The sequence below is a fragment of the Streptomyces sp. NPDC003038 genome, assembly GCF_040611115.1.
GTDB lineage: Bacteria > Actinomycetota > Actinomycetes > Streptomycetales > Streptomycetaceae > Streptomyces.
Window position 1 is genome coordinate 101,156 of record NZ_JBEXNN010000011.1, and the last position, 23,569, is coordinate 124,724.

Consider the following 23,569-nt stretch of genomic DNA (forward strand, 5'->3'; position numbering starts at 1 on the left):
TACGGGGGAGGCGCCGGTCGGGGACCTTGGGTCCCGGACCGGCGCCGTGCCGTTCAGCCCCTGCGCATCAGGACGATCCCCCCGGCCTCGTCCACGAGCGTGAACCGCTCGCCGGGGTGCAGCTGGCGGGCGTAGGCGGTCGGGTCCTCTCCGGCCCACTGGGAGGAGTTGTCGATCGCGATCCAGTCCGGGACCACCCCGCGGGAGCCGCCGATCCAGAAGACGCGGCAGCGCGAGGTCAGCCGGGTCAACGGAGTGGTGTCGGCCTCCACGCTGGCCCCGTCCGGGATCTGGGCGAGGAGCCGCTCGATCGCCCCGGCGCGGGCGGGTTTCTCGTACGTACGCGCCTCGGCGAGCTGAGCGGTCGGCAGGGTGGTGGCGCTGAGCGCGAGGCCCGCGGCGAGGACGGCGGTGGGCAGGTGGAGGGCGTACGCGCGCAGCCTGGGCCGGTGGCCCCGCCGGACGGTGTCGATGGCGTCGACGAGGGCGAGGGTCACGACCGGCATCAGGACGGCGCTGTAGTGCCAGTCGGTGGACCAGTAGTGCTCGTCCCCGGAGAGGAACCGCCACCCGAGGGTCGGGGCGGCGACCAGCAGCAGCGGCGAGCGCAGCGCGAGCAGCCCGGAGGTGGGGATCAGTACCCACGCCAGGGTGGGGAGCTTGGTGGAGAGGCCGTCGAGCGGACCGGCGCCGCCGATCTTGTCCCAGTAGCCGTAGCCCGCGGTCGCGAAGGCCGGTATGACGACCGTGAACACGAGGACGGCGGCCACCGTGGCTCCGGCGGCGACGGCCAGCGCGGTCCAGCCCGCGCGCCGGTCGCCGGGCATGGCCCGCCAGGCCACCACCACGGCCAGGGCGGCGAGCGTGAAGCCGAGGTCCTCCTTGACGAGCAGCAGCGGCAGCCCCCACAGCAGCGCGGCGCGCCAGCGCCGGGCGAGCAGCGCCTCCAGGGCGAAGGCCAGCAGGGGTACGGCGAAGGCGATCTCGTGGAAGTCGAACTCCACGGCCCGCTGGATGCCCCAGGACAGCCCGTACGCGGCCCCGACGGCGAGTCCGCGCGGCCGTCCCAGCAGCCGCCCGGCGGCCCGGGTGACGGGGACGGCGGAGAGCGCGAACAGCGCGGCCTGGGCGACCAGCAGGGTCACGGGCCCCGGGAACACCCGGTAGAGGGGGGCGATCAGGGCGATGATCGGGCTGAAGTGGTCGCCGAGGATGTTCGCCCCGGGCCCCTTCAGGTCGGCGACGGGCGTCTGCAGGTGCGCGTACGCCCGGATGGCCTGCTCGAAGATCCCCAGGTCCCAGGAGGTCCAGTCCATCCGGCGGAACCGCCCGACGGACAGCACCAGGTACACGAGGAAGAAACCCGCGGCCACCAGGTAGGGCCCCGCCCACCGGGTGCCCTCCCGCCGCACGGGGGGAGCGGCGGACGCAGGGCGGGCTATCGCGTCACGCGTCACGGGACTGGTGCTCCCTCGGCCGGGCGGGGTGAACTCCTGCGCGAGCGACGCGGCGAGCTCAGACGGTCAGTACGTCGACATCGTAGAGCGGGATGAACTTGTCCCGGGTGACGAGGGTCAGCCCTTCGGACTGGGCCTGGGCGATGAGCATCCGGTCGAAGGGGTCCCTGTGGTGGAAGGGGAGCTGGCCTGCCCGGATGCCGTGCAGGGCAGTGATGGGGAGCGGCCGGAGCTGGCAGTCCCTGGCTCGTTCGGGCAGGTCTTCCGGGCCGTCCAGTTTGCCAAGGGCCTGCTTGACCGCCAGCTCCCAGGGGGTGACGGCGCTCACGTAGACGAGTCGCTCGGTGTCGAGCAGGTGCTTGACCTGTTCCGTCAACTGAGGCGAGTCCATCAGCCACCACACGATGACGTGGGTGTCGGCCAGGAGCTTCACTCGGCTGCCTCGGCGGGGGGGAGCAGTCCGAAGGCCTCGGCGAAGCCGGCGTCGTCGGACATGTCGTCGAAGTCCTCGGCGAAGACAACGGCTTCCCGGACGGATCCACGTGAGGTCCGCAAGACCTTTCCCGCGAGCGGGATCACCTTCGCTACGGGCTCGCCGGCCTTGCTGATGATCACTTCCTCGCCCGTGGCGACCGCCTCCAGGATCTTGGAGAAGTTCGTTTTGGCCTCGTGGACGTTGTACTGCCGGGCCGCTTCCATGGGAGCTCCAGGGCCGAGGTGGACTAACTACTGGGCCAAGCTTAATCAGATCGGCCCAGTCCGCGCCAGCTCCGTCACGCCCAGGGGGGATACCGTTCCCCCGCGCGGGGGAACGGAGGCAGAAGCGGCGGCGCGCAGCGATTCCGTGAGGGGCGGGGGTCGGGAGACGGGCGGGCGTAGGCTTGGAAACCCCGGCCCGTGTGACGTGTCGGGCCCTTCGCGTTGCCCCTTCAAGCACTCCATCGGACGGAAAGCCCCTTCATGAGCTTGCACGGACTGCTCGATGCCGTCACCCGGGACCCCGCCCTCGCCGAGGCGGTCACGGCGGCCGGAGACGGCAGCCGCATGCATGTGGACCTGGTCGGACCCGCCGCCGCGCGGCCCTTCACGATCGCCGCGCTGGCGCGGCAGACCGAGCGGACCGTGCTCGCGGTCACCGCCACCGGGCGGGAGGCCGAGGACCTGGCCGCCGCGCTGCGCTCGCTGCTGCCGCCCGACGAGGTGGCGGACTACCCCTCCTGGGAGACGCTGCCGCACGAGCGGCTGAGCCCGCGCAGCGACACCGTGGGCCGCCGGCTCGCCGTACTGCGCCGGCTCGTGCACCCGAGCAAGGACGACCCGGCCGCCGGGCCCGTCAGCGTGATCGTCGCGCCCATCCGGTCCGTGCTCCAGCCGCAGGTCAAGGGGCTCGGGGACCTCGTACCCGTGAGCCTGCGCCAGGGGGAGAACGTCGACCTCGGCGAGATCACCCAGGCGCTGGCCGCCGCCGCGTACGCCCGTGTCGAGCTCGTCGAGAAGCGCGGGGAGTTCGCCGTGCGCGGCGGCATCCTTGACGTGTTCCCGCCCACCGAGGAACACCCGCTGCGCATCGAGTTCTGGGGCGACGAGGTCGAGGAGATCCGTTACTTCAAGGTCGCCGACCAGCGGTCCCTGGAGGTCGCCGAACACGGCCTGTGGGCCCCGCCCTGCCGCGAGCTGCTGCTCACGGACCAGGTACGGGAGCGTGCCGCCGCCCTCGCCGAGGCGCACCCCGAGCTCGGCGAACTGCTGAACAAGATCGCCGAGGGGATCGCCGTAGAGGGCATGGAGTCCCTGGCCCCGGTCCTGGTCGACGACATGGAGCTGCTGATCGACGTCCTGCCGGCGGGGTCGATGGCCGTCGTCTGCGACCCCGAGCGGGTGCGCACGCGCGCCGCGGACCTGGTCGCCACCTCGCAGGAGTTCCTCATGGCCTCCTGGGCGGCCACCGCCGGCGGCGGCGAGGCCCCCATCGACGTCGGCGCCGCCTCGCTGCGCGGCATCGCGGACGTCCGCGACCGGGCCCGCGAGCTGGGCATGATGTGGTGGTCCGTCTCCCCCTTCGCCGCGGACGAGGAGGCGGGCGGCGATGTCCTCAAGCTCGGCATGCACGCCCCCGAGGCGTACCGGGGCGACACCGCCCGCGCGCTGGCCGACACCAAGGCCTGGATCGCCGACGGCTGGCACACCGTCTACCTCACCGAGGGCCACGGCCCGGCCGCCCGCACCGTGGAGGTCCTCGGCGGCGAGGGCATCCCGGCCCGGCTGGAGGCGGACCTGCGCACCCTGGAGCCGAGCCTGGTCCACGTGGCCTGCGGCTCCCTCGGCAACGGCTTCGTCGACCCGGCCCTCAAGCTCGCCGTCCTCACCGAGACCGACCTGACCGGCCAGCGCACCGCCACCAAGGACCTCGGCCGGATGCCGACCCGGCGCCGCAAGACGATCGACCCCCTGACCCTGGAGGCCGGCGACTACATCGTCCACGAACAGCACGGTGTCGGCCGCTACGTCGAGATGGTGCAGCGCACCGTCCAGGGCGCCACCCGCGAGTACCTCCTGGTCGAGTACGCACCCGCCAAGCGCGGCCAGCCCGGCGACCGCCTCTACATCCCCACCGACCAGCTGGAGCAGGTCACCAAGTACGTCGGCGGCGAGGCCCCGACCCTGCACCGGCTCGGCGGCGCCGACTGGACCAAGACCAAGGCGCGGGCCAAGAAGGCGGTCAAGGAGATCGCCGCGGACCTCATCAAGCTCTACAGCGCGCGCATGGCGGCGCCCGGCCACACCTTCGGCCCCGACACCCCCTGGCAGCGCGAGCTGGAGGACGCCTTCCCGTACGCGGAGACGCCCGACCAGCTCACCACCATCGCCGAGGTCAAGGAGGACATGGAGAAGTCGGTCCCCATGGACCGGCTGGTCTGCGGCGACGTCGGCTACGGCAAGACCGAGATCGCGGTGAGAGCGGCGTTCAAGGCGGTCCAGGACGGCAAGCAGGTCGCCGTCCTCGTGCCGACGACCCTCCTCGTGCAGCAGCACTTCGGCACCTTCTCCGAGCGCTACAGCCAGTTCCCGGTGAAGGTGAAGGCGCTCTCCCGCTTCCAGGGCGAAGCCGAGTCCAAGGCCACCCTGGAAGGGCTGCGCGAGGGCTCGGTGGACGTGGTCATCGGCACCCACCGCCTCTTCTCGCAGGAGACGAAGTTCAAGGACCTGGGCCTGGTCATCGTCGACGAGGAGCAGCGGTTCGGCGTCGAGCACAAGGAGCAGCTGAAGAAGCTCCGCGCCAACGTCGACGTGCTCACCATGTCCGCGACCCCGATCCCGCGCACCCTGGAGATGGCGGTGACGGGCATCCGCGAGATGTCGACGATCACCACCCCGCCGGAGGAGCGGCACCCGGTGCTCACCTTCGTCGGCCCGTACGAGGAGAAGCAGATCGGCGCGGCCATCCGGCGCGAACTGCTGCGCGAGGGCCAGTGCTTCTACATCCACAACCGGGTCGAGTCCATCGACCGGGCCGCCGCCAAGCTGCGCGAGATCGTGCCCGAGGCGCGCATCGCGACCGCGCACGGCCAGATGGGGGAGAGTGCCCTCGAACAGGTCGTGGTGGACTTCTGGGAGAAGAAGTTCGACGTGCTGGTCTCCACGACGATCGTCGAGTCGGGCATCGACATCTCCAACGCCAACACCCTCATCGTGGAGCGCGGCGACAACTTCGGCCTCTCGCAGCTGCACCAGCTGCGCGGCCGCGTCGGCCGTGGCCGCGACCGCGGTTACGCGTACTTCCTGTACCCGCCGGAGAAGCCGCTGACCGAGACCGCCCACGAGCGGCTCGCGACGATCGCCCAGCACACCGAGATGGGCGCCGGCATGTACGTGGCGATGAAGGACCTGGAGATCCGCGGCGCGGGCAACCTGCTCGGCGGCGAGCAGTCCGGCCACATCGCGGGGGTCGGCTTCGACCTGTACATCCGCATGGTGGGCGAGGCGGTGGCCGACTACCGGGCCGCCGTCCAGGGAGGGGTGGAGGAGGAGCCGCCGCTGGAGGTCAAGATCGAGCTGCCGGTCGACGCGCACGTCCCGCACGACTACGCGCCCGGCGAGCGGCTGCGCCTACAGGCCTACCGGTCCATCGCCTCCGCCAACTCGGAGGAGGACGTCAAGGCCGTACGGGAGGAGCTCACCGACCGCTACGGCAAGCTGCCCGAGCCGGTGGAGAACCTGCTGCTGGTGGCCGGGCTGCGGATGCTGGCCCGCGCCTGCGGGGTCGCCGACATCACCCTCCAGGGGCCCAACATCCGCTTCGGGCCGGTGGAATTGCGCGAGTCGCAGGAGCTGCGCCTCAAGCGGCTGTACCCGGGGGCGGTCCTCAAGCCCGCCACCTCGCAGGTGCTGATCCCGCGGCCGAAGACCGGGAAGATCGGCGGGAAGCCGCTGGTCGGCCGCGAACTGCTGGGCTGGACGGGGGAGTTCCTCACCACCATCCTCGGCTAGGCCCTCTAGGCCGGTCCGGCGGCGCGAGCTCGTGCGACGGCGCGAGCCCGTGCGACGGCGCGAGCCCGTGCGACGGCGGCGGCCGCGGCGGGGACGTGACGGTCCCCGGCCGCGGCCGCACGCCGTTCGGGGTGATCCGCCCGCCGGGGGAGCGGAGCCCCCTGGTTCAGACGGCTTCGCCCGGGACGCCGCCGCCCAGCTTCGACAGGTCGAGGATGTCCGAGTCCTTCGGCGAGGTCACGTCGACCGGGGCGCCGAAGCCGGAGAGGGAGATCTCCCCGGTCGTGTCCCCGGAGATGGCGGACTTCAGCAGGTACGGCGTGCCCTGGGTGGCCACGTAGTCGGTCTGCATTCCCTGCTTGGCCGGTGAGGTGATCGCCAGCGTCTGCTTGCCGTCGACGGTCGCCGTCTCGCCCTTGCGCGCGAGCGGGCTGCCCTTGCCGAAGTGGCCCGTCAGCTTGTCCAGATCGCAGCTGCTCGTCATCGTCGCGGCGCGGGGATCGGAGGTCTGGATCCGCACCCAGCGGTCGGCGAGCGTCGCCACCATCTGGTCGGTCTGCTTCTTCGGGGCGCTCTTGGCCTTGGCCGTGCCCCGCCAGTAGGCGGCGTCACCCTTGAAGTGGATGAGCTCCGTCGACTTGACGAGGGTCATCGTGCCCATGCCCTCCAGCCGGATGACGCCGTTGCAGTTCCCCTTCTTGTCGAGGGAGAGGTCGATCTCCATCGGCTTGCCCTGGTCCCGCACCTTGGCGACGACATGGGCCGACTCGGCCTTGCGCGTGACCTCGTAGGACCGGGTCAGGATGTCGGCGCCGGACATGCCCTCGATCCCGTCCGAACCCTTGGCCGGCGCGGAGGCCGTAGGCGCGGGCGCCGTGGCGCCGGCCGAAGCCCGGGCCGCCCTCCCGATCTCCGCCGCCTTGTCCCCGCCGGACCCGGGCACGCAGGCCGTCAGCGCGAACAGGGCCGTCGTGCCGAGCGCCGTCGCGGCGATCGTCCCGCTACGCATGTGCATTCCCCCCTGGAACAACTGTCGACCCGACACTAGCCGTCCCCACGCGCCGCTCGCGCCCCGGTTGTTCCGGGGCCGGGCGGCGCCGCCGGACGCCGCCCGCGGAACTGCCGGGCGGCATCCGTACAACGGTTGGGACATCCCCTCACCGACGGCCGGAAACGCTGTATACGCTCAGACCCGAAACCCCTTCCGCACGGCCCGTCAGGAGCAGCGATGCACGCCCCCGGCCTCCCGCCGCAACACGGCCCCCAGCCCAGTACCGGGGGCGTGGTGGCGCTGCGTGTGCTGTTCGCCCTGCTGCCCGTCCTGAGCTGCGGGTTCCTGGCCTGGGGCACGATGCTGCGGCTCGCGATCCTCACCCGCAAGCCCCGTGACTGGGCGCTGCTCGTGCTCGTCAGCGTCCTCAGCGTGAGCTGGCTCGCGCTGATCGGCGCCGACCCCACGCCCGACACCAACGGCTGGCAGGGCAACACCGGCGCGGGTGGCGTGATCCTGACCGGTCTCGTCACCTGCGTCTACTTCCTCTACTCCGACATCCGCCACCACGAGGCCAGGGCCGCGGCCCGGTCCGCGCACTGGTACCCGCAGGGCCCCGCGCCCTACGGGGTCCCGCAGCAGACGACCCAGGGGTACGGCTACCCGCCGGCGCCGCAGCAGCAGACGCGGCCCTCGCACCAGGCTCCCGCGCAGCCGCCGCACCAGGTCCCCGCGCAGCCGCCGCAGCCCACTGCGCCGCCCCGCATCGGGCAGGTCCGCGCCGAACTCGACGAGCTCAGCGAACTCCTGCGCAAGCAGACGCCGCACCCGCGGCAGCCGCCCCGCGAAGAGGACCCGCACCGGTGACCGACCGCCTCATCGGCGACCGCTACCGGCTCGCGAGCATCCTGGGCCAGGGCGGCATGGGCCAGGTCTGGACGGCGTACGACGAGCGCCTGGACCGGCGGGTCGCCGTCAAGCTGCTGCGCCCCGACAAGGTCGCCGGCCCGGGCGCGGTCGCCGAGGAGCTGCGCCTCCGCTTCGTGCGCGAGTGCCGGGTCACGGCGCAGGTGGACCACCCCGGTCTGGTCACGGTGCACGACGCGGGCAGCGACGGCGACGAGCTCTTCCTCGTCATGGGCCACGTCGAGGGCTCCGACCTGGCCGACCACCTCGCCGAGCACCACCCGTACCCCTGGCCGTGGGCGGTCTGCGTCGTCGCGCAGCTGTGCGCGGTGCTGTCCGCCGTGCACGCGGTGCCGATCGTGCACCGGGACCTGAAGCCGCGCAATGTGATGGTCCGCCCGGACGGCACCGTCCTGGTCCTGGACCTCGGCGTGGCCTCGGTGATGGACACCGACACCACCCGCCTCACCAGCACCGGTTCGCCGATCGGCAGCCCCGCGTACATGGCGCCCGAGCAGGCCATGGGCGGCGCGGTGGGCCCCCACACCGACCTCTACGCGCTCGGCGTGCTGCTGTACGAACTCCTCAGCGGCACCGTCCCATTCGCCGGATCCACCGCCCTCGGCGTCCTGCACCGCCACCTGTACGAGCCGCCGGCCCCCATCCGCCCGCTGCGCCCCGAGGTCCCGCAGGAGCTGGAGGCGGTCCTCCTGCGCATGCTCGCCAAGGACCCGCAGGACCGCCCCGCCTCCGCGCAGGAGGTCTACGAGGCCCTCGCCCCGCTCCTGCCCGCCCGCGGCAGCGGCGCCCCGGGAGTCCACCCGGGCCGGGTCCGGGGGACGGGTCCCCTCGACCCGACCCGCCCCTTCCTGCGCCCGCACGCCCCCTGGCCGGACAGCGCCGCGGCTCTCATCCCGCCGCGCCCGACCGTCCCGCCGATGACGCCGGCGACGCCCACGACACCGCCCCGGCCGGACATCCCGGGCGCCGTGGACGAGGCCCGCAAGCTCCTCGACGAGGGCCTGCTCACCCAGGCCGTGGACATCCTGGGCGGCATCCTCCCGGCGGCCGCCGCCGAGCACGGCGAAAACTCCCCGGTGGTCCGCTCCCTGCGCAAGCAGTACGCGGCCACGCTGATGGACGACGGCCAGTACCGCCGCGCCCTGCCGGAACTGCGCCGCCTTGCGGGGGGCACCTCCCCGTCGAAGACGGGGGGAGAGCTTTCCGCCGGTGACCCGCAGGTCCTGCGCTTTCGCTACGACGCGGCCCAGTGCCTGGAACAGCTCGGCGAACCGGCGGCCGCCCTCGCGGAATACCGCGCGCTGCTCCCGCTGTTCGAGAACCACTACGCCAACCCGGACCCCGGCCTCCCCCTCGAGGTCCGCCGCCGGATAGCGCACCTGCTGCTCTCCCTCGGCGACCGCCCGGCGGCCCACGACACCCTGGCCCGGCTCCTGTTCGACGCGGAACGCCTGCACGGCCCCGCCCACCCCTTCCCGGCCGAGGTCCGCCGTACCCTCCACTGGCTCGGTCAGGTGCGCTGACGCCGCCGCCGGAGCGCCAGGCCGAGCAGGGCGGCCAGGGCCGCGCCCGCCACCGCCGTGCCCGGCAGGAGGCCCGGAGGATGGCCGCCGGGTGAACACGCACCCCGACACCTGCGGAATCGTTGGTCGAACCGGTGGCCCGGACCACCTCGACTGCATACCATCGATCACCGCACGGCCTGAGGGGGTGTCCTGTCGACCGGGCGGGGCCCGCGACGCCCGCGGCGCCCGGTCCGGTCGACAGGACGCCCCCTCTGCACCGACGCACCATCTCCCGGCCCTGGAGGCTCCTTTGCACCGTCGCACAGCGCTCTCCGTCTCCACCGCCCTGCTCCTGGCGGCCCCCCTGCTGTCCGCCTGCTCGGGCCAGGCCCGCCCCGGCACCGCGGCCGTCGTCGGCGGCGAACGGATCACCACCTCCGCGGTCCAGGCCCAGGTGAAGGACGTACGCGCCGCCCAGAACCGCTCCGGGGACGCCGCCGCCGAGCTCATCGCGAGCACCCCCGGCCTGGACCGGATCAAGCTCGGCTCGATGCTCCAGAGCCGGATCATCGACAAGATGGCCGAGACCGCCTCCCTCACGGTCTCCCCCAAGGAGATCGAGGACGAGCGCAAGGCGTACGTCGAGGACAACGGCGGAGCCGAGCAGTTCGAGGCGCTGCTGCTGCAGAAGGCCGCCACCGCCCCCGGCCAGGTCGACCGCTTCCTCCGGGACCGGGTCCTGCTCACCAAGCTGAACACCAAGTACGGCAGCGGGAAGCTCACCGAGCCAGCCGCAGCCGCCGCCAAGGCACTGCGCATCGAGGTCAATCCCCGCTACGGCGCCTGGGACGCCCAGCAGCTCCAGCTCGGCGAGGGGCAGACCCCCTGGATCACCCAGAAGACCCGCCCCGAGCAGGCCCCCGCCGGAGCCTGACGCGGCGCCGCAGAGGTAGGTTCGAAGGGTGACCGACCACGCATCCGCCGAGCCTGCCCCGGCCGGGCCCGCACCCGCCGAGCCCACCGGCCGCATCGTCCTGCTGACCACCAGCCACCGGGTCGCCCCCGGCGTGCTGTCCTGGCCGGCGTGGCAGACCCTGCACGCCGCGGACCGGGTCCTGTGCGCCGACCCCGGCCACCCGCAGCTGCCGTACCTGCGCGAGGCGGGCATCGAGGTCGCGTACGAGACCCCGGACGCGCACGAGCTCGTCGAGGCCTGCGCGGGCGGGCGCACCGTCGTGGTGCTCCCCGGCGGTGAGGGAGACCAGCGGCTCACCGACGGGCTGGCACGCCTCGTCGGCTCCGGCCGGGTCTCCATGCCCGACCTGGAGCTGCTGCCCGGATCGTACGATCTGCCGGGCGCGCGCCTGCTCGACCTGGTCCAGGTCATGGACCGGGTCCGGCGCGAGTGCCCCTGGACCTCCGCCCAGACCCACCGGGGCCTGGCCAAGTACGCGATCGAGGAGGCGTACGAGCTCGTTGAGGCCATCGAGGCCGGGGACCGCAACGAGCTGCGCGAAGAGCTCGGCGACGTCCTGCTCCAGGTGGTCTTCCACGCCCGCATCGCGGAGGAGGGCGGCGGGGAGGCTGGGGACGCCGACGAGGACGCCGACGAGGACGCCGACGAGAACGCGGGCGGGGCCTTCTCCATCGACGACGTGGCCGGGACCCTGGTGGAGAAGCTGATCCACCGGCATCCGCACGTCTTCGGCGACGCCGAGGCCCACACCCCGGAAGACGTCCACGCCCACTGGCAGCGCACCAAGGCGGTCGAGAAGCAGCGCGAGTCGGTCACCGACGGGATCCCGCTGGGCCAGCCCGGTCTCGCGCTCGCGTCCAAGCTCGCCGGACGGGTCCGCGCGGGCGGCGTGGCCGTGGAACTGCCCCGCGGCGAGGGCATCGGGTACGAGCTGCTGGAGCTGGCGGCGCGCGCCGAGGCGCAGGGGGTGGACCCGGAGACCGCGCTGCGCGCCGCGGCCCGCGTCTACCGGGACGCGATCCGGGCGGCCGAGGGCGTCGGCGCGTAGCCCTCAGCGGCGGTTCAGCAGGGGCCCGGCGCGCGGGCCGCGGGGTTGTGCCAGTGCGGCGACGGGCGGTTCAGGAACCACTCGCCGAAGCCCAGTGGGCGGTCGCCGGGTTCGTGGCCCCTGCCACCGGCGGGTACGGAGTCGTAGAAGATGCGGCCGGGGTGGGCGCCCAGCTCCTCCAGGAGGTACGCGGTCTCCTCGACGAACGGCGCCGGGCCGCTGAGGTAGACGTCCTGGTCGGGCCACATGCCCCGGTGGCCGAGCGCGGTGGCGAGCCGGTCGGTGGCCTGGTTGCGGTGCTGCCCGGGCGCGGGCGTGATGTAGGTGACGGCGAGCCAGCCGCAGGAGGCGGCGTACTCCTCGATGAGCGGGCGGTCGTAGAGGTGGGCGGCGTCCCGCGCGACGACGAAGAGCCGTACGTCCTGATCGGGAGGGTCTTCCGCGAGGTCCTCCAGCATGGCCCGGATCGGCGCCCAGCCGGTGCCGGCGGCGATGAGGCTGACCGGGCGGTCCTCACGGCGCAACACCAGTCGGCCGCCGGCGGAGCCGAGCCGCAGCATGTCGCCCGGCCGGACGTCCCGGACGAGGGCCGTGCTGAGCCGCCCCTGCCCGATCCGGCTGACGTGCAGGTCCAGCGTGCCGTCCGGGCGGGGCGCGTTGCCGATGGAGTACGTGCGCCAGGTCGTCGGGACCCGGTCGCTGCTCACGCTCACGTACTGGCCGGGGAGATGGCGCAGCGGGGCGTGCGGCCGCAGCGTCAGGACGCCGATGTCCTCCCCGTACCGGAGGTGGCGCACGACCTCCGCGTCCCACCACGGCGGATCCCCGCTCGCGGCGGCTCCGGACATCATCGCGTCGGCGATCACCTGGTACGCCTCGGCCCAGGCCTTCTCCACGTACGGGGTCCAGGCCCCGCCGGAGGCCTCGGCGAGCGCGGCGAGCAGGCTGGAGCCGACGGCCGCGTAGTGCTCGGGACCGGCCAGGAACTTGCGGTGGTCGCGGCCGAGGTCGTGGAGATAGGGGAGGAGGGTCTCGTTCTCCAGGTGGGCGATCACGTGCGTGAGCGCGGCGAAGAGCCGGTCGCGCTGCCGCTCCATGTCCTGGGGGGAAGCCGGGAAGAGGTCACGGATCCCGGGGTTGTGCCAGAAGAGGTGGGTGTAGAAGAACTTGACCGCGTGCTCGGCCCGTCTCTCCACCACCGCGAAGCTGCTGCTCAAGATCCTCACATCCACAAAACCGAAAGTAGGAATGTCGGACAACCCGAGGTCAAGGAATGGCGGATCTACGGACAGCCGCGACGAACCACGCATACGGGGCACCCCTTGGGACCGGGATACGGTCATCGGGTGCACGAGCAGACCCCCGCAACCCCAGCCGACACCCCGGCCGACACCCCAGCCGACGCCCCGGCCGAGACACCAGCCGACGCCCCGGCCGCCGCTCCTTCCGGCCGGGGCCCGACCCTGTTCGACTGGGAGTTCGCGACCGACCCCTACCCGGCCTACGCCTGGCTGCGCGAGAACTCCCCCGTGCACCGCACCAAGCTCCCCAGCGGGGTCGAGGCCTGGCTGGTCACCCGGTACGCCGATGCCCGCCAGGCCCTCGCCGACCAGCGGCTCAGCAAGAACCCCGCGCACCACGCCGAGCCGGCGCACGCCAAGGGCAAGACCGGGATCCCCGGGGAGCGCAAGGCGGAGCTGATGACGCATCTGCTCAACATCGACCCGCCGGACCACACCCGGCTGCGGCGGCTGGTGTCGAAGGCGTTCACCCCGCGCCGGGTCGCCGAGTTCGCCCCGCGCGTGCAGGAGCTCACCGACCACCTCATCGACAAGATCGTCGAAAAGGCGGGGGCCGGGGCGAAGGGCGAGGCGGACCTCATCCACGAGTTCGCCTTCCCGCTCCCCATCTACGCCATCTGCGAGATGCTCGGCGTACCGCGCGAGGACCAGGACGACTTCCGCGACTGGGCGGGCATGATGATCCGGCACGGCGGCGGGCCGCGCGGCGGGGTGGCCCGGTCGGTGAAGCAGATGCGCACCTACCTGGGCGAGCTCATCCATCGCAAACGGGATGATCCGGGCAACGACCTGATCTCGGACCTGATCCGGGCGAGCGACCACGGCGACCACCTGACCGAGGGCGAGGCCACCGCGATGGCCTTCATCCTTCTCTTCGCAGGTTTCGAAACCACCGTCAATTTGGTGGGTAACGGGCTCTATGCCCTCTTTCGCAATCCCGACCAGCGCGAGCGGCTCCAGCGCTCCCTGGCCGCCGGCGAGAGCGGCCTGCTGGCCACCGGAGTCGAGGAACTCCTGCGCTACGACGGCCCCGTGGAGCTGGCCACCTGGCGGTTCGCCACCGAGCCGCTGACCCTCGCGGGCCAGGACATCGCGGTCGGCGACCCGGTCCTGGTGGTCCTCGCCGCCGCCGACCGGGACCCCGAGCGGTTCGCCGACCCGGACACCCTCGACCTGTCCCGCACCGACAACCAGCACCTCGGCTACGGGCACGGCATCCACTACTGCCTGGGCGCCCCGCTCGCCCGGCTGGAGGGGCAGACCGCGCTCGCGACGCTGCTGACGCGCCTTCCGGACCTGGAGCTCGCCGTGGACCCGGCCGAACTGCGCTGGCGCGGCGGGCTCATCATGCGCGGCCTGCGCACGCTGCCCGTCCGCTTCACGCCTCCCGGAGCCGGTGGAGCCGACTGACCCGAAGTCAGTTTCTGTCGGAACTTGTGACAATCGTTCGAAGGCCGCTAGGTTCTGCCGTTACCCCGCCGTTATGCGAAAGGTACAGCCTCATGCGTTCCGGGAACGGCCGCCACAGACGCCCCCGCCAGGTCCCCGCGCTGGTGGTAACAGCCGGAGTCACTGGCTCCGCGCTTGCCCTGCCACTGCTCGCCGCCACCAGCGCCACCGCCGCCGACACCTCCACGTGGGACAAGGTCGCCGAGTGCGAGAGCGGGGGTACGTGGAGCGCCAACTTCGGCAGCGGCGCCTACGGCGGGCTCCAGTTCACCCAGGAGCAGTGGCGCAGCGCGGGCGGCCTCGACTTCGCCGAGCGGCCCGACCTGGCCAGCCGGTCCCAGCAGATCGCCGTCGCCGAGCGGGTGCTCGCCTCGCAGGGACCGCAGGCGTGGCCGCTGTGCGCGGCGTCGGCCGGGCTGACCCAGCAGGGCCCCGCCGCCGAGGTGGACCCCGGCCTGCCCGGCGGTTCCGGTTCCGTCGCCCCGACCCCGTCCCGTCCCGACGTGGCCGTACCGTCCGACCCCGGCGCGCCCGCCAGGGACTACGGGGCTCCCACCCCGGTGGCGCCGAGCCCGTCCGAGAGCCCGTCGTACGGGATCCCCGAGGGCCCGCTCGCGCCGTCCAGCGGACTGCCCGTCATGCCGCCGCCGGACGACCCGACCACGGCTCCGGTGCTCCCGGGCGACCCGACCGCGGTTCCGGTTCTCCCGGGCGACCCCACGACCGCTCCGGTGCTCCCGGGACCGGGCGACCCGACCACGGCGCCGGTGGACCCCGGTGCGCCCACGGTCCCGGCGGATCCGACCGCGCCCACCACGCCGCCCTCCACCTCGCCCTCCCCGGACGCCTCGGCCGACCCGACGGCGCCGGCCGCCCCCACCGCCCCGGCTCCCTCCACGGACGGCAGCGGCGGCAAGCACCGCGGTACGCCCGCCGTCGAGCTGCCCGTCGTCTCTGATGCGCTGTCGGAGCCCACGTACACCGTCAAGTCGGGCGACAGCCTGGCGACCATCGCGGACGCCAACGGACTCGAGGGCGGCTGGAACGCGCTTTACGCGGCCAATGAGCAGGTCATCGGCGAGGACGCCAACTTGATCAAGCCCGGCCAAAACCTGGATCTAACCGCGGAATAGGGGCACTTCGGGCGCACCGAAAGGTCTGATTGTCCGTTTTCCGCAAGTGAGACATGTGTCTCTTCCGGTCAACTGGCGTGTCACTCCCCGGAGCTCCCGCAAACCCGGTCCTCACCTGCGCAAACGCCCTTGCGAAGGGCGCAAGTAGGGGCCGTTTCTCCCCGATGTCGCTCGTTGAACATCGGGGAGAGACCTGGCTACCTTCTGAATCGCCCGCCACCGCGGGCTCCTTCGACCGCATCGCCGAATCCTGCCGGCGGACGGAGGGAACAGTCGTCGCGTCAAGCGCCGAAGGCAGGAGCGGGGGAACCAAGGTAGGCGCCGGGAGCGGCCGTTGAAAGACGGTCACGCCACCGGCTAGGGGTTAAGCCGCGCGCTAGGTCGCGCGGCCGGGCAACTCATCCGCCCGAACCCGACAGCTCACCTCGTAGGCGTCGGTGAGGAGAAACTCCATGCTGCTTTCCGGCAAGGGCAAGCACCGCCGCTCCACGGCCATCGAGCGCACGGCCCGCATCGTCACGCTCGCCGGTGTTGCCGGTGTCGCCGTCGCGGCGCCCCTGATGACCGCGGGTACCGCGAGCGCCGCCACGGCCTCCGAGTGGGACCGCGTCGCGCAGTGCGAGTCCGGTGGCAACTGGGCCATCAACACGGGCAACGGTTACTACGGTGGCCTGCAGTTCTCGTCCTCCACGTGGGCCGCGTTCGGCGGCAAGTCGTACGCCGCGCAGGCCAACCAGGCCTCGAAGGCCCAGCAGATAGCCGTCGCCGAGAAGGTCCTGAAGGGCCAGGGCAAGGGTGCCTGGCCGCACTGCGGCGTCGGCCTGTCGAACTCCTCGTACGCCGGCGGCGGCGCTGCCGAGACCCCGGCCAAGCCGAAGGCCGAGCCGAAGAAGACCGAGCAGAAGGCCGCGCCGAAGAAGGAGACCAAGCGCTCCGAGGCCCCGACCACCCGCTCCGAGCGCTCCGAGGCCCCGGCCCCGGCGCCGGCCAAGCCGAAGGCCGAGGCCCCGAAGACCGGCAACGGCTCGTACGAGGTCAAGTCCGGCGACACCCTGGGCACCATCGCCGAGGTCAACGGCGTGAACGGCGGCTGGGAGAAGCTCTTCGAGCTGAACAAGGACATCGTCTCGGACGCCGACCTGATCTACCCCGGTCAGAAGCTGAAGCTCAGCTGAACACTGCGGCCATAGCCGCAGCGGCGTGTCTCCCACGCAGAGTCCCACCGCCCGGCGCGTCTCCCCCCACGCGCCGGGCGGCGGCGTTCGCCCGGTCGTCAAACGTGCGGATCGCGAGCTCTATGTCCTGGAAGAAGGGTATTCGGGCCCTTTTTCGTCCCAGGACCCGGGCGGTCGGCGGGCCGATCGCCCGGAGCCGGTTAGGCTCTAGTCGGCATGGCCGTCCCACGGCCTGACACGCCACCGCACACCCAGCGTCACATCCCAGAAGGAGATGCTCGTGCCGTCCATCGACGTCGTCGTAGCCCGGGAAATCCTGGACTCCCGAGGCAACCCCACGGTCGAGGTCGAGGTGGGCCTCGACGATGGCAGCACCGGCCGTGCTGCAGTTCCGTCCGGCGCCTCCACCGGTGCATTCGAGGCCATCGAGCTCCGTGACGGTGACCCCGACCGTTACATGGGCAAGGGTGTCGAGAAGGCCGTCCTCGCCGTCATCGAGCAGATCGGCCCGGAGCTCGTCGGCTACGACGCCACCGAGCAGCGGCTGATCGACCAGGCCATGTTCGACCTGGACGGCACCGAGAACAAGGGCTCGCTCGGCGCCAACGCCATCCTCGGCGTCTCCCTCGCCGTCGCGCACGCCGCGTCCGAGGCCTCGGACCTCCCGCTCTTCCGCTACCTCGGCGGCCCGAACGCGCACCTGCTGCCCGTTCCGATGATGAACATCCTCAACGGTGGGTCGCACGCCGACTCCAACGTGGACATCCAGGAGTTCATGATCGCCCCGATCGGGGCGGAGTCCTTCTCCGAGGCCCTGCGCTGGGGCGCCGAGGTCTACCACACCCTCAAGAAGGTGCTGAAGACCAAGGGCCTGTCCACCGGCCTGGGCGACGAGGGCGGCTTCGCCCCGAACCTGGAGTCCAACCGCGCCGCCCTGGACCTCATCATCGAGGCGATCAAGGAAGCCGGCTACACCCCGGGCCGTGACATCGCGCTCGCGCTCGACGTCGCCGCGTCCGAGTTCTACAAGGACGGCAAGTACGAGTTCGAGGGCCAGTCCCGCACGGCCGCCGAGATGACCGAGTACTACGAGGAGCTCGTCTCCGCGTACCCGCTCGTCTCCATCGAGGACCCGCTGTACGAGGACGACTGGGCCGGCTGGAAGACCATCACCGACCGCCTGGGCGCCAAGGTCCAGATCGTCGGCGACGACCTCTTCGTCACCAACCCCGAGCGTCTGGCCCGCGGCATCGAAGAGGGATCCGCTAACGCCCTGCTCGTGAAGGTGAACCAGATCGGTTCGCTGACCGAGACCCTGGACGCCGTCGAGATGGCCCAGCGCAACGGCTTCAAGTGCATGATGTCGCACCGCTCCGGTGAGACCGAGGACGTCACCATCGCCGACCTCGCCGTCGCGGTGAACTGCGGTCAGATCAAGACCGGCGCCCCGGCCCGCTCGGACCGCGTCGCCAAGTACAACCAGCTGCTGCGCATCGAGGAGATCCTCGACGACGCCGCCGTGTACGCGGGCCGCTCCGCCTTCCCGCGGTTTCGCCCCGCCAACTGATTAGTACGGCAAGGGGCGGGACCCTCGGGTCTCGCCTCCCTACGTCCCCGCACTCGGTCCCGTACCGTGTGCGGGGACGTAGTGCGTAGTGCGTACAGAGGGGAGGCGGGATCAATGGCCGGGAACCGGGATCGGTTCTCCACCTTCTCCACCGCCACCAGGCTCAAGCAGCTCGGCGAGCGGACCGCCGCCCACGTCTACCGCTCGCAGTCGCGCCGCCAGGTCCGCCGCAGCCGGCTGACCGGCCGGGCCGCGCTGCTCGTGCTGGTCCTCTGTACGCTGGTCGTCGCCCTCGCGTATCCGATGCGCCAGTACGTCTCCCAGCGCTCGGAGATCGCGGAGCAGCAGCGGGCCGCCGCCGCCGCGAAGGACCGGCTCGAACGGCTCCGCGACGAGAAGGCCCGCTGGCAGGACGACGCCTACGCGGAGCAGCAGGCGCGCAGGCACCTGCACTTCCTGCGCCCGGGGGAGATCGGCTACATCATGACCGACCCCGGGGCCGAGGCCGCGGAGCGGCACCGCGGCGGCCGGGCCGGCTCCGACCGGCCCTGGTACTCGAACGTCTGGGACGGCGTCGACAAGGCCGACCGCCCCGGCGACTGAACCAGACCCCATCCGTCATAGAACCGCGAACGAAGAGACCCCCTCCAGGCATGCAGACGCCCCCGCCCCAGACCGACCGGACCGAGCCGACCGACGCGGACATCGAGGCGTTCGAGCAGCAGCTCGGCCGCCCGCCGCGCGGACTGCGCGCCATCGCGCACCGCTGCCCCTGCGGCCAGCCGGACGTGGTGGAGACCGCCCCCCGGCTCCCCGACGGCACCCCCTTTCCCACGCTGTACTACCTGACGTGCCCGCGAGCGGCCTCCGCCATCGGCACGCTGGAGGCCAACGGCGTGATGAGGGAGATGCAGGCCCGGCTCGCCGAGGACCCGGAGCTCGCCGCCGCCTACCGGGCCGCGCACGAGGACTACATCCGGCGCCGTGACGCCATCGAGGTGCTCCAGGGCTTCCCGAGCGCCGGCGGCATGCCGGACCGGGTGAAGTGCCTGCACGTGCTGGTCGGCCACTCCCTCGCCGCCGGTCCGGGCGTGAACCCGTTCGGCGACGAGGCGCTGGCGATGCTCCCGGAGTGGTGGGCCAAGGGCGCCTGCGTCACCCCGTGCGCGGAGCGGAAGGAGTCCGAGTGACCAGGGTCGCCGCCATCGACTGCGGTACGAACTCCATCCGCCTGCTCGTCGCCGACTGCACCCCGGAGACCGGCGAGCTGATCGAGCTGGACCGGCGGATGACCATCGTCCGCCTCGGCCAGGGCGTGGACAAGACCGGCCGCCTCGCCCCCGAGGCGCTGGAGCGCACCTTCGCCGCCTGCCGCGAGTACGCGGCGGTCGTCAAGGAGCACGGCGCGGAGCGCGTGCGTTTCGTGGCGACGTCCGCCTCCCGGGACGCGGAGAACCGGGAGGACTTCGTCCGCGGCGTCCTGGACATCCTGGGCGTCGAGCCCGAGGTGATCTCGGGTGACCAGGAGGCGGAGTTCTCCTTCACCGGCGCCACCAAGGAGCTGGTGGGCACCGATCACCTGGAGAAGCCGTTCCTGGTGGTGGACATCGGCGGCGGCTCGACCGAGTTCGTCGTCGGCGAGGACCACGTCCGGGCCGCCCGCTCGGTGGACGTGGGCTGCGTCCGGATGACCGAGCGCCACCTGGTGGCGGACGGCCGGGTCACCGACCCGCCGACCCGGGCCCAGGTCGCCGCCATACGGGCGGACATCGAGGCGGCGCTGGACCTGGCCGCCGAGACCGTCCCGCTGACGGAGGCCCGCACCCTGGTCGGCCTGGCCGGCTCGGTGACCACGGTCGCGGCGATCGCCCTCGGCCTGCCGGAGTACGACTCGCAGGCCATCCACCACTCCCGGATCCCCTACGAGAAGGTCCGCGAGGTCAGCGAGCGGATGCTGACGGCGACCCACGCCGAACGTGCGGCGATCCCGGTGATGCACCCGGGCCGGGTGGACGTGATCGGCGCGGGCGCGCTGGTCCTGCTGGCGATCATGGAGCGGATCGGCGCCTCGGAGGTCGTGGTCTCCGAGCACGACATCCTCGACGGCATCGCCTGGTCCGCCGCCTGAGATTCCCCGGCCGCGCGGGACGGCCCGCCCCGAGTCACACGACTCGGGGCGGGCCGCGGCCTTCGAACCAGGGGAGTTGGAGGCACTCAGGGGGCTCCGGAGGGGCTTGATCGGGACCTGGGACGCGGACGCCGGACGAACTTCGTGAAGTTCTTCACAAGGAAAAGGGGCCCGTTGGGCCAACTGGAGGGTCCTGCGGGGGCCTCCGAGGGCCCACGGGCCCGTTTCGAGGGGTGTTCGTACGAAGAGCGGACGCTACGGGTTCCGTGTCAGAGGTATGAACGAACCGCAGTGGTCCAGTCCTCTTAAGGCCTTGCAGGCCAGTTCAGGACGGGTGCACAACGACTCTCCATACACTGTGGTTCCCGTTGCGCGCCATGACCTCGGTCACGTGGGCGGCGGAGTGTAGCAGAGGGCTTCGGATACCTTGTGAAGGGGCTCACGAGCGTCACCCCTTGGGGTGCTGGATACTCGTTCCATGAGCACCACGGAGCGTCCCAGGATCCTCGTTGTAGGAGGCGGGTACGTAGGCCTGTACGCAGCCAAGCGCATCATGAAGAAGATGCGTTACGGCGAGGCGACCGTCACGGTCGTCGACCCGCGCTCGTACATGACCTACCAGCCCTTCCTCCCCGAAGTGGCCGCAGGCAGCATCTCGCCTCGGCACGTCGTCGTCCCGCTGCGACGCGTGCTGCCCAAGGCTGAGGTTCTCACCGGCCGGGTCACCAGCATCGACCAGGACCGCAAGGTCGCCGTCGTGACGCCGCTGGTCGGCGAGGCGTACGAGCTGCCCTTCGACTACCTGGTGATCGCGCTCGGCGCCGTCTCCCGCACCTTCCCGATCCCCGGCCTCGCCGAGCAGGGCATCGGTATGAAGGGTGTCGAAGAGGGCATCGGCCTGCGCAACCACGTCCTCGAGCAGCTCGACAAGGCCGAGTCCACGACGGACGAGGACGTCCGCCGCAAGGCCCTCACCTTCGTCTTCGTGGGCGGCGGCTTCGCCGGCGCGGAGACCATCGGCGAGGTCGAGGACATGGCCCGCGACGCCGCGAAGTACTACTCCAGCATCAAGCGCGAGGACATGCGCTTCATCCTGGTGGACGCGGCCGACAGGATCCTTCCCGAGGTCGGGCCCAAGCTCGGCACCTGGGGCAAGGAGCACCTCGAGTCCCGCGGCATCGAGATCTACCTGAACACCTCCATGGACTCCTGCGTGGACGGCCACGTGGTGCTGAAGAACGGCCTCGAGGTCGACTCCAACACCCTCGTGTGGACCGCCGGCGTCAAGCCCAACCCGGTTCTGGTCCGCTACGGCCTGCCGCTGGGCCCCCGCGGCCACGTCGACGCGGAGCCGACCCTCCAGGTCAAGGGCACGGACTACATCTGGACCGCGGGCGACAACGCCCAGGTGCCGGACATCGCCGCCCGCAAGGCCGGCGTCGAGAACGCCTGGTGCCCGCCGAACGCCCAGCACGCGCTGCGCCAGGCCAAGGTCCTCGGCGACAACGTCATCTCGGGCATGCGCGGCTTCCCGCAGGCCGAGTACTCGCACTCCAACAAGGGTGCGGTGGCGGGCCTCGGCCTCCACAAGGGCGTCGCGATGATCGTCATGGGCAAGATGAAGATCAAGCTCAAGGGCCGGCTGGCCTGGTACATGCACCGTGGCTACCACGGCATGGCCATGCCGACCTGGAACCGCAAGATCCGCGTCTTCGCCGACTGGACCCTCGGCATGTTCCTCAAGCGCGAGGTCGTCTCCCTCGGTGCTCTGGAGAGCCCGCGCGAGGAGTTCTACGAGGCCGCCAAGCCCGCGCCGGCCCCGGCCGCCGCCCAGGCCCCGGCGCAGAAGGCCAAGGCCTCCTGACCCGGCGCGCCCGGTAGGGCCCCGAGCCCGAACCGCGCGACCCGCACGACCTGTACGCCCCGAAGGGGCCGCCCGCCATCCGTGGTGCGGGCGGCCCCTTCGGCGTCCCCTCCCGCTTATCCGGGACCCGGAATGGGTAGAGCCTTGGGCCGGAGCTCTCTGGAGGTGTGCGCCATGACCGACGCCGCGCCGCGGCTGGCTGCTCTTGCCGAGACCCTGACGGGCGCCCCGCTGCCCGTCCGGATCCGGGCCTGGGACGGCAGCGAGGCGGGCCCGCCCGGGGCCCCCGTCCTGATCGTCCGCAACCGCCGCGCGCTGCGCCGCATGCTGTGGAAGCCGGGCGAACTGGGCCTGGCCCGGGCCTGGGTGGCGGGCGAGGTGGAGGTCGAGGGCGACCTGTACGAGCTGCTGGACCGGGTGTCCGGCCTGATCTGGGACCACCACGCCCAGGCCCCCTCCGCCGCAGCCCCGGACCCGGACCCGGCTCCCGGCCCCGCCCGCGCCCCGGGCGTCCTCGCACTGCTGCGGGACCCCGCCGCGCGGGCCGCCGTACGGGACCTGGTGACCCTGGCGCGGCCCTGGCGGGCCCCCGCTCCGCCGCCCGAGGAGGCCACTCGGACCGGCGGCCCCCGGCACACCCGCGGCCGCGACCGGCGCGCCATCAGCCACCACTACGACGTGGGCAACGACTTCTACGAGCGGGTGCTCGGCCCCTCGATGGTGTACTCCTGCGCCTACTGGAGCCGCGGCTCCACCCTGGAGGAGGCCCAGCGGGACAAGCTCGACCTGGTCTGCCGCAAGCTCGGGCTCGGGCCCGGGGACCGCCTCCTCGACGTCGGCTGCGGCTGGGGCTCCATGGCCCTGCACGCCGCCCGTGAGTACGGGGTCCAGGTCACCGGCATCACGCTCTCGCGCGAGCAGGCCGTGTACGCCCGCAAGCGCGTCGCCGACGAGGGCCTCGCCGACCGGGTCGAGCTGCGGATCCAGGACTACCGGGACGTCAAGGACGGTCCATACGACGCCATTTCCTCCATCGGGATGGCCGAACACGTCGGAGCCGACCGCTACCGCGAGTACGCCCACACCCTGCACGCGCTGCTGCGCCCCGGCGGGCGCCTGCTGAACCACCAGATCGCGAGGCGTCCGGAGCCGGACGAGGAGACGTACCGGATCGACGAGTTCATCGACGCCTACGTCTTCCCCGACGGCGAACTCTCCCCGCTCGGCAGCACCGTGGGCGAGCTGGAACGGGCCGGCTTCGAGGTCCGCGACGTCGAGGCGCTGCGCGAGCACTACGGGCTGACCCTGCGGGCCTGGGTGGCGCGGCTGGAGGAGCACTGGGACGAGGCCGTACGGCTGACTTCGCCCGGCCGGGCCAGAGTCTGGCGGCTGTACATGGCCGCCTCCGCGCTGGGCTTCGAGCGGGGCCGGCTCGGGGTCAACCAGGTGCTCGCGGTGAAGCCCGTGGCGGGCGGCGACGTGGGGCTGCCGCTGCGGCTGCGCACCTGGGGCGCGTAGCGCACGTACGCACAGCGGGAAGGGCCCGGGGGCGTGCTGCCC

At 72.2% G+C, this 23,569-nt stretch carries 19 protein-coding genes and 1 riboswitch; of the genes, 14 read left to right on the top strand and 5 right to left on the bottom strand.

Features of this window, described 5'->3' with window-relative positions; genetic code table 11:
* Positions 1–53: 53 nt before the first annotated feature.
* The 3 genes from ABZX75_RS16500 to ABZX75_RS16510 form a co-directional block, all read right to left on the bottom strand.
* Positions 54–1,316, bottom strand: coding sequence for a DUF2079 domain-containing protein (locus ABZX75_RS16500; RefSeq protein ID WP_355411045.1), 1,263 nt, complete (start codon positions 1,314–1,316; stop codon positions 54–56).
* A 199-nt stretch (positions 1,317–1,515) separates the two neighbouring features.
* A complete protein-coding gene (locus ABZX75_RS16505) occupies positions 1,516–1,890 on the bottom strand; it encodes a type II toxin-antitoxin system VapC family toxin (protein WP_355410884.1) in 375 nt (124 codons plus the stop codon).
* Positions 1,887–2,156 (bottom strand): type II toxin-antitoxin system prevent-host-death family antitoxin, encoded by a 270-nt coding sequence (locus tag ABZX75_RS16510; RefSeq protein ID WP_355410886.1) that lies wholly within the window; start codon positions 2,154–2,156, stop codon positions 1,887–1,889. The genes ABZX75_RS16505 and ABZX75_RS16510 overlap by 4 nt, the downstream gene beginning before the upstream one ends.
* A 261-nt stretch (positions 2,157–2,417) precedes the next feature.
* Here ABZX75_RS16510 and mfd point away from each other — a divergent pair, with 261 nt between their 5' ends.
* On the top strand, positions 2,418–5,945 hold the full coding sequence (gene mfd, locus ABZX75_RS16515) for a transcription-repair coupling factor (protein ID WP_355410888.1): 3,528 nt from the start codon (positions 2,418–2,420) through the stop codon (positions 5,943–5,945).
* 166 nt (positions 5,946–6,111) lie between these two features.
* On the opposite strand, the gene ABZX75_RS16520 is transcribed toward mfd, so the two are convergent.
* Positions 6,112–6,954, bottom strand: a complete 843-nt coding sequence (locus ABZX75_RS16520; RefSeq protein ID WP_355410890.1) for a hypothetical protein — start codon at positions 6,952–6,954, stop codon at positions 6,112–6,114.
* A 219-nt stretch (positions 6,955–7,173) separates the two neighbouring features.
* Between ABZX75_RS16520 and ABZX75_RS16525 the strand changes: the two genes are divergently transcribed.
* The 4 genes from ABZX75_RS16525 (at position 7,174) to ABZX75_RS16540 (ending at position 11,392) form a co-directional block, all read left to right on the top strand.
* Positions 7,174–7,803 (top strand): hypothetical protein, encoded by a 630-nt coding sequence (locus tag ABZX75_RS16525; RefSeq protein WP_355410892.1) that lies wholly within the window; start codon positions 7,174–7,176, stop codon positions 7,801–7,803.
* Positions 7,800–9,386, top strand: coding sequence for a serine/threonine-protein kinase (locus ABZX75_RS16530; protein ID WP_355410894.1), 1,587 nt, complete (start codon positions 7,800–7,802; stop codon positions 9,384–9,386). Before ABZX75_RS16525 ends, ABZX75_RS16530 begins: the two co-directional genes overlap by 4 nt.
* 292 nt (positions 9,387–9,678) lie before the next feature.
* Entirely contained in the window at positions 9,679–10,302 is a 624-nt protein-coding gene (locus ABZX75_RS16535) for a SurA N-terminal domain-containing protein (RefSeq protein WP_355410896.1), read from the top strand.
* Between the two features lie 28 nt (positions 10,303–10,330).
* Positions 10,331–11,392, top strand: coding sequence for a nucleoside triphosphate pyrophosphohydrolase (locus ABZX75_RS16540; RefSeq protein ID WP_355410898.1), 1,062 nt, complete (start codon positions 10,331–10,333; stop codon positions 11,390–11,392).
* Between the two features lie 14 nt (positions 11,393–11,406).
* On the opposite strand, the gene ABZX75_RS16545 is transcribed toward ABZX75_RS16540, so the two are convergent.
* Positions 11,407–12,618, bottom strand: coding sequence for a globin domain-containing protein (locus tag ABZX75_RS16545; protein WP_355411047.1), 1,212 nt, complete (start codon positions 12,616–12,618; stop codon positions 11,407–11,409).
* Positions 12,619–12,855: 237 nt separating this feature from the next.
* On the opposite strand from ABZX75_RS16545, the gene ABZX75_RS16550 reads away from it, so the two are divergent.
* From ABZX75_RS16550 to ABZX75_RS16590, 9 genes are all read left to right on the top strand, one after another.
* On the top strand, positions 12,856–14,103 hold the full coding sequence (locus tag ABZX75_RS16550; protein WP_355411049.1) for a cytochrome P450: 1,248 nt from the start codon (positions 12,856–12,858) through the stop codon (positions 14,101–14,103).
* Positions 14,104–14,195: 92 nt separating this feature from the next.
* On the top strand, positions 14,196–15,275 hold the full coding sequence (locus tag ABZX75_RS16555; RefSeq protein WP_355410900.1) for a transglycosylase family protein: 1,080 nt from the start codon (positions 14,196–14,198) through the stop codon (positions 15,273–15,275).
* Between the two features lie 276 nt (positions 15,276–15,551).
* A riboswitch (cyclic di-AMP (ydaO/yuaA leader) is annotated at positions 15,552–15,724 on the top strand.
* Between the two features lie 3 nt (positions 15,725–15,727).
* Positions 15,728–16,450, top strand: a complete 723-nt coding sequence (locus ABZX75_RS16560; RefSeq protein WP_355410902.1) for a transglycosylase family protein — start codon at positions 15,728–15,730, stop codon at positions 16,448–16,450.
* A gap of 274 nt (positions 16,451–16,724) precedes the next feature.
* A complete protein-coding gene (gene eno / locus ABZX75_RS16565) occupies positions 16,725–18,017 on the top strand; it encodes a phosphopyruvate hydratase (RefSeq protein ID WP_355410904.1) in 1,293 nt (430 codons plus the stop codon).
* 114 nt (positions 18,018–18,131) lie between these two features.
* A complete protein-coding gene (locus ABZX75_RS16570; protein WP_355410906.1) occupies positions 18,132–18,620 on the top strand; it encodes a septum formation initiator family protein in 489 nt (162 codons plus the stop codon).
* A 50-nt stretch (positions 18,621–18,670) separates the two neighbouring features.
* Complete coding sequence (locus ABZX75_RS16575) at positions 18,671–19,207, top strand: DUF501 domain-containing protein (RefSeq protein WP_355410908.1); 537 nt, start codon at positions 18,671–18,673, stop codon at positions 19,205–19,207.
* The gene (locus ABZX75_RS16580) at positions 19,204–20,145 is read left to right on the top strand and encodes a Ppx/GppA phosphatase family protein (protein ID WP_355410910.1); all 942 of its coding nucleotides are present in this window, start codon (positions 19,204–19,206) and stop codon (positions 20,143–20,145) included. Before ABZX75_RS16575 ends, ABZX75_RS16580 begins: the two co-directional genes overlap by 4 nt.
* Positions 20,146–20,623: 478 nt before the next feature.
* The gene (locus ABZX75_RS16585; RefSeq protein ID WP_355410912.1) at positions 20,624–22,009 is read left to right on the top strand and encodes an NAD(P)/FAD-dependent oxidoreductase; all 1,386 of its coding nucleotides are present in this window, start codon (positions 20,624–20,626) and stop codon (positions 22,007–22,009) included.
* Between the two features lie 174 nt (positions 22,010–22,183).
* Positions 22,184–23,527 (top strand): cyclopropane-fatty-acyl-phospholipid synthase family protein, encoded by a 1,344-nt coding sequence (locus tag ABZX75_RS16590; RefSeq protein WP_355410914.1) that lies wholly within the window; start codon positions 22,184–22,186, stop codon positions 23,525–23,527.
* The last annotated feature ends 42 nt before the right edge of the window (positions 23,528–23,569 follow it).

Bases quoted from the DNA above. Each gene is read 5' to 3' on its own strand.
- ABZX75_RS16500 (WP_355411045.1), bottom strand. From the start codon at position 1,316: ATGGACTGGACCTCCTGGGACCTGGGGATCTTCGAGCAGGCCATCCGG.
- ABZX75_RS16510 (WP_355410886.1), bottom strand. From the start codon at position 2,156: ATGGAAGCGGCCCGGCAGTACAACGTCCACGAGGCCAAAACGAACTTC.
- mfd (WP_355410888.1), top strand. From the start codon at position 2,418: ATGAGCTTGCACGGACTGCTCGATGCCGTCACCCGGGACCCCGCCCTC.
- ABZX75_RS16520 (WP_355410890.1), bottom strand. From the start codon at position 6,954: ATGCGTAGCGGGACGATCGCCGCGACGGCGCTCGGCACGACGGCCCTG.
- ABZX75_RS16525 (WP_355410892.1), top strand. From the start codon at position 7,174: ATGCACGCCCCCGGCCTCCCGCCGCAACACGGCCCCCAGCCCAGTACC.
- ABZX75_RS16555 (WP_355410900.1), top strand. From the start codon at position 14,196: ATGCGTTCCGGGAACGGCCGCCACAGACGCCCCCGCCAGGTCCCCGCG.
- ABZX75_RS16560 (WP_355410902.1), top strand. From the start codon at position 15,728: ATGCTGCTTTCCGGCAAGGGCAAGCACCGCCGCTCCACGGCCATCGAG.
- eno (WP_355410904.1), top strand. From the start codon at position 16,725: ATGCTCGTGCCGTCCATCGACGTCGTCGTAGCCCGGGAAATCCTGGAC.
- ABZX75_RS16570 (WP_355410906.1), top strand. From the start codon at position 18,132: ATGGCCGGGAACCGGGATCGGTTCTCCACCTTCTCCACCGCCACCAGG.
- ABZX75_RS16575 (WP_355410908.1), top strand. From the start codon at position 18,671: ATGCAGACGCCCCCGCCCCAGACCGACCGGACCGAGCCGACCGACGCG.
- ABZX75_RS16585 (WP_355410912.1), top strand. From the start codon at position 20,624: ATGAGCACCACGGAGCGTCCCAGGATCCTCGTTGTAGGAGGCGGGTAC.
- ABZX75_RS16590 (WP_355410914.1), top strand. From the start codon at position 22,184: ATGACCGACGCCGCGCCGCGGCTGGCTGCTCTTGCCGAGACCCTGACG.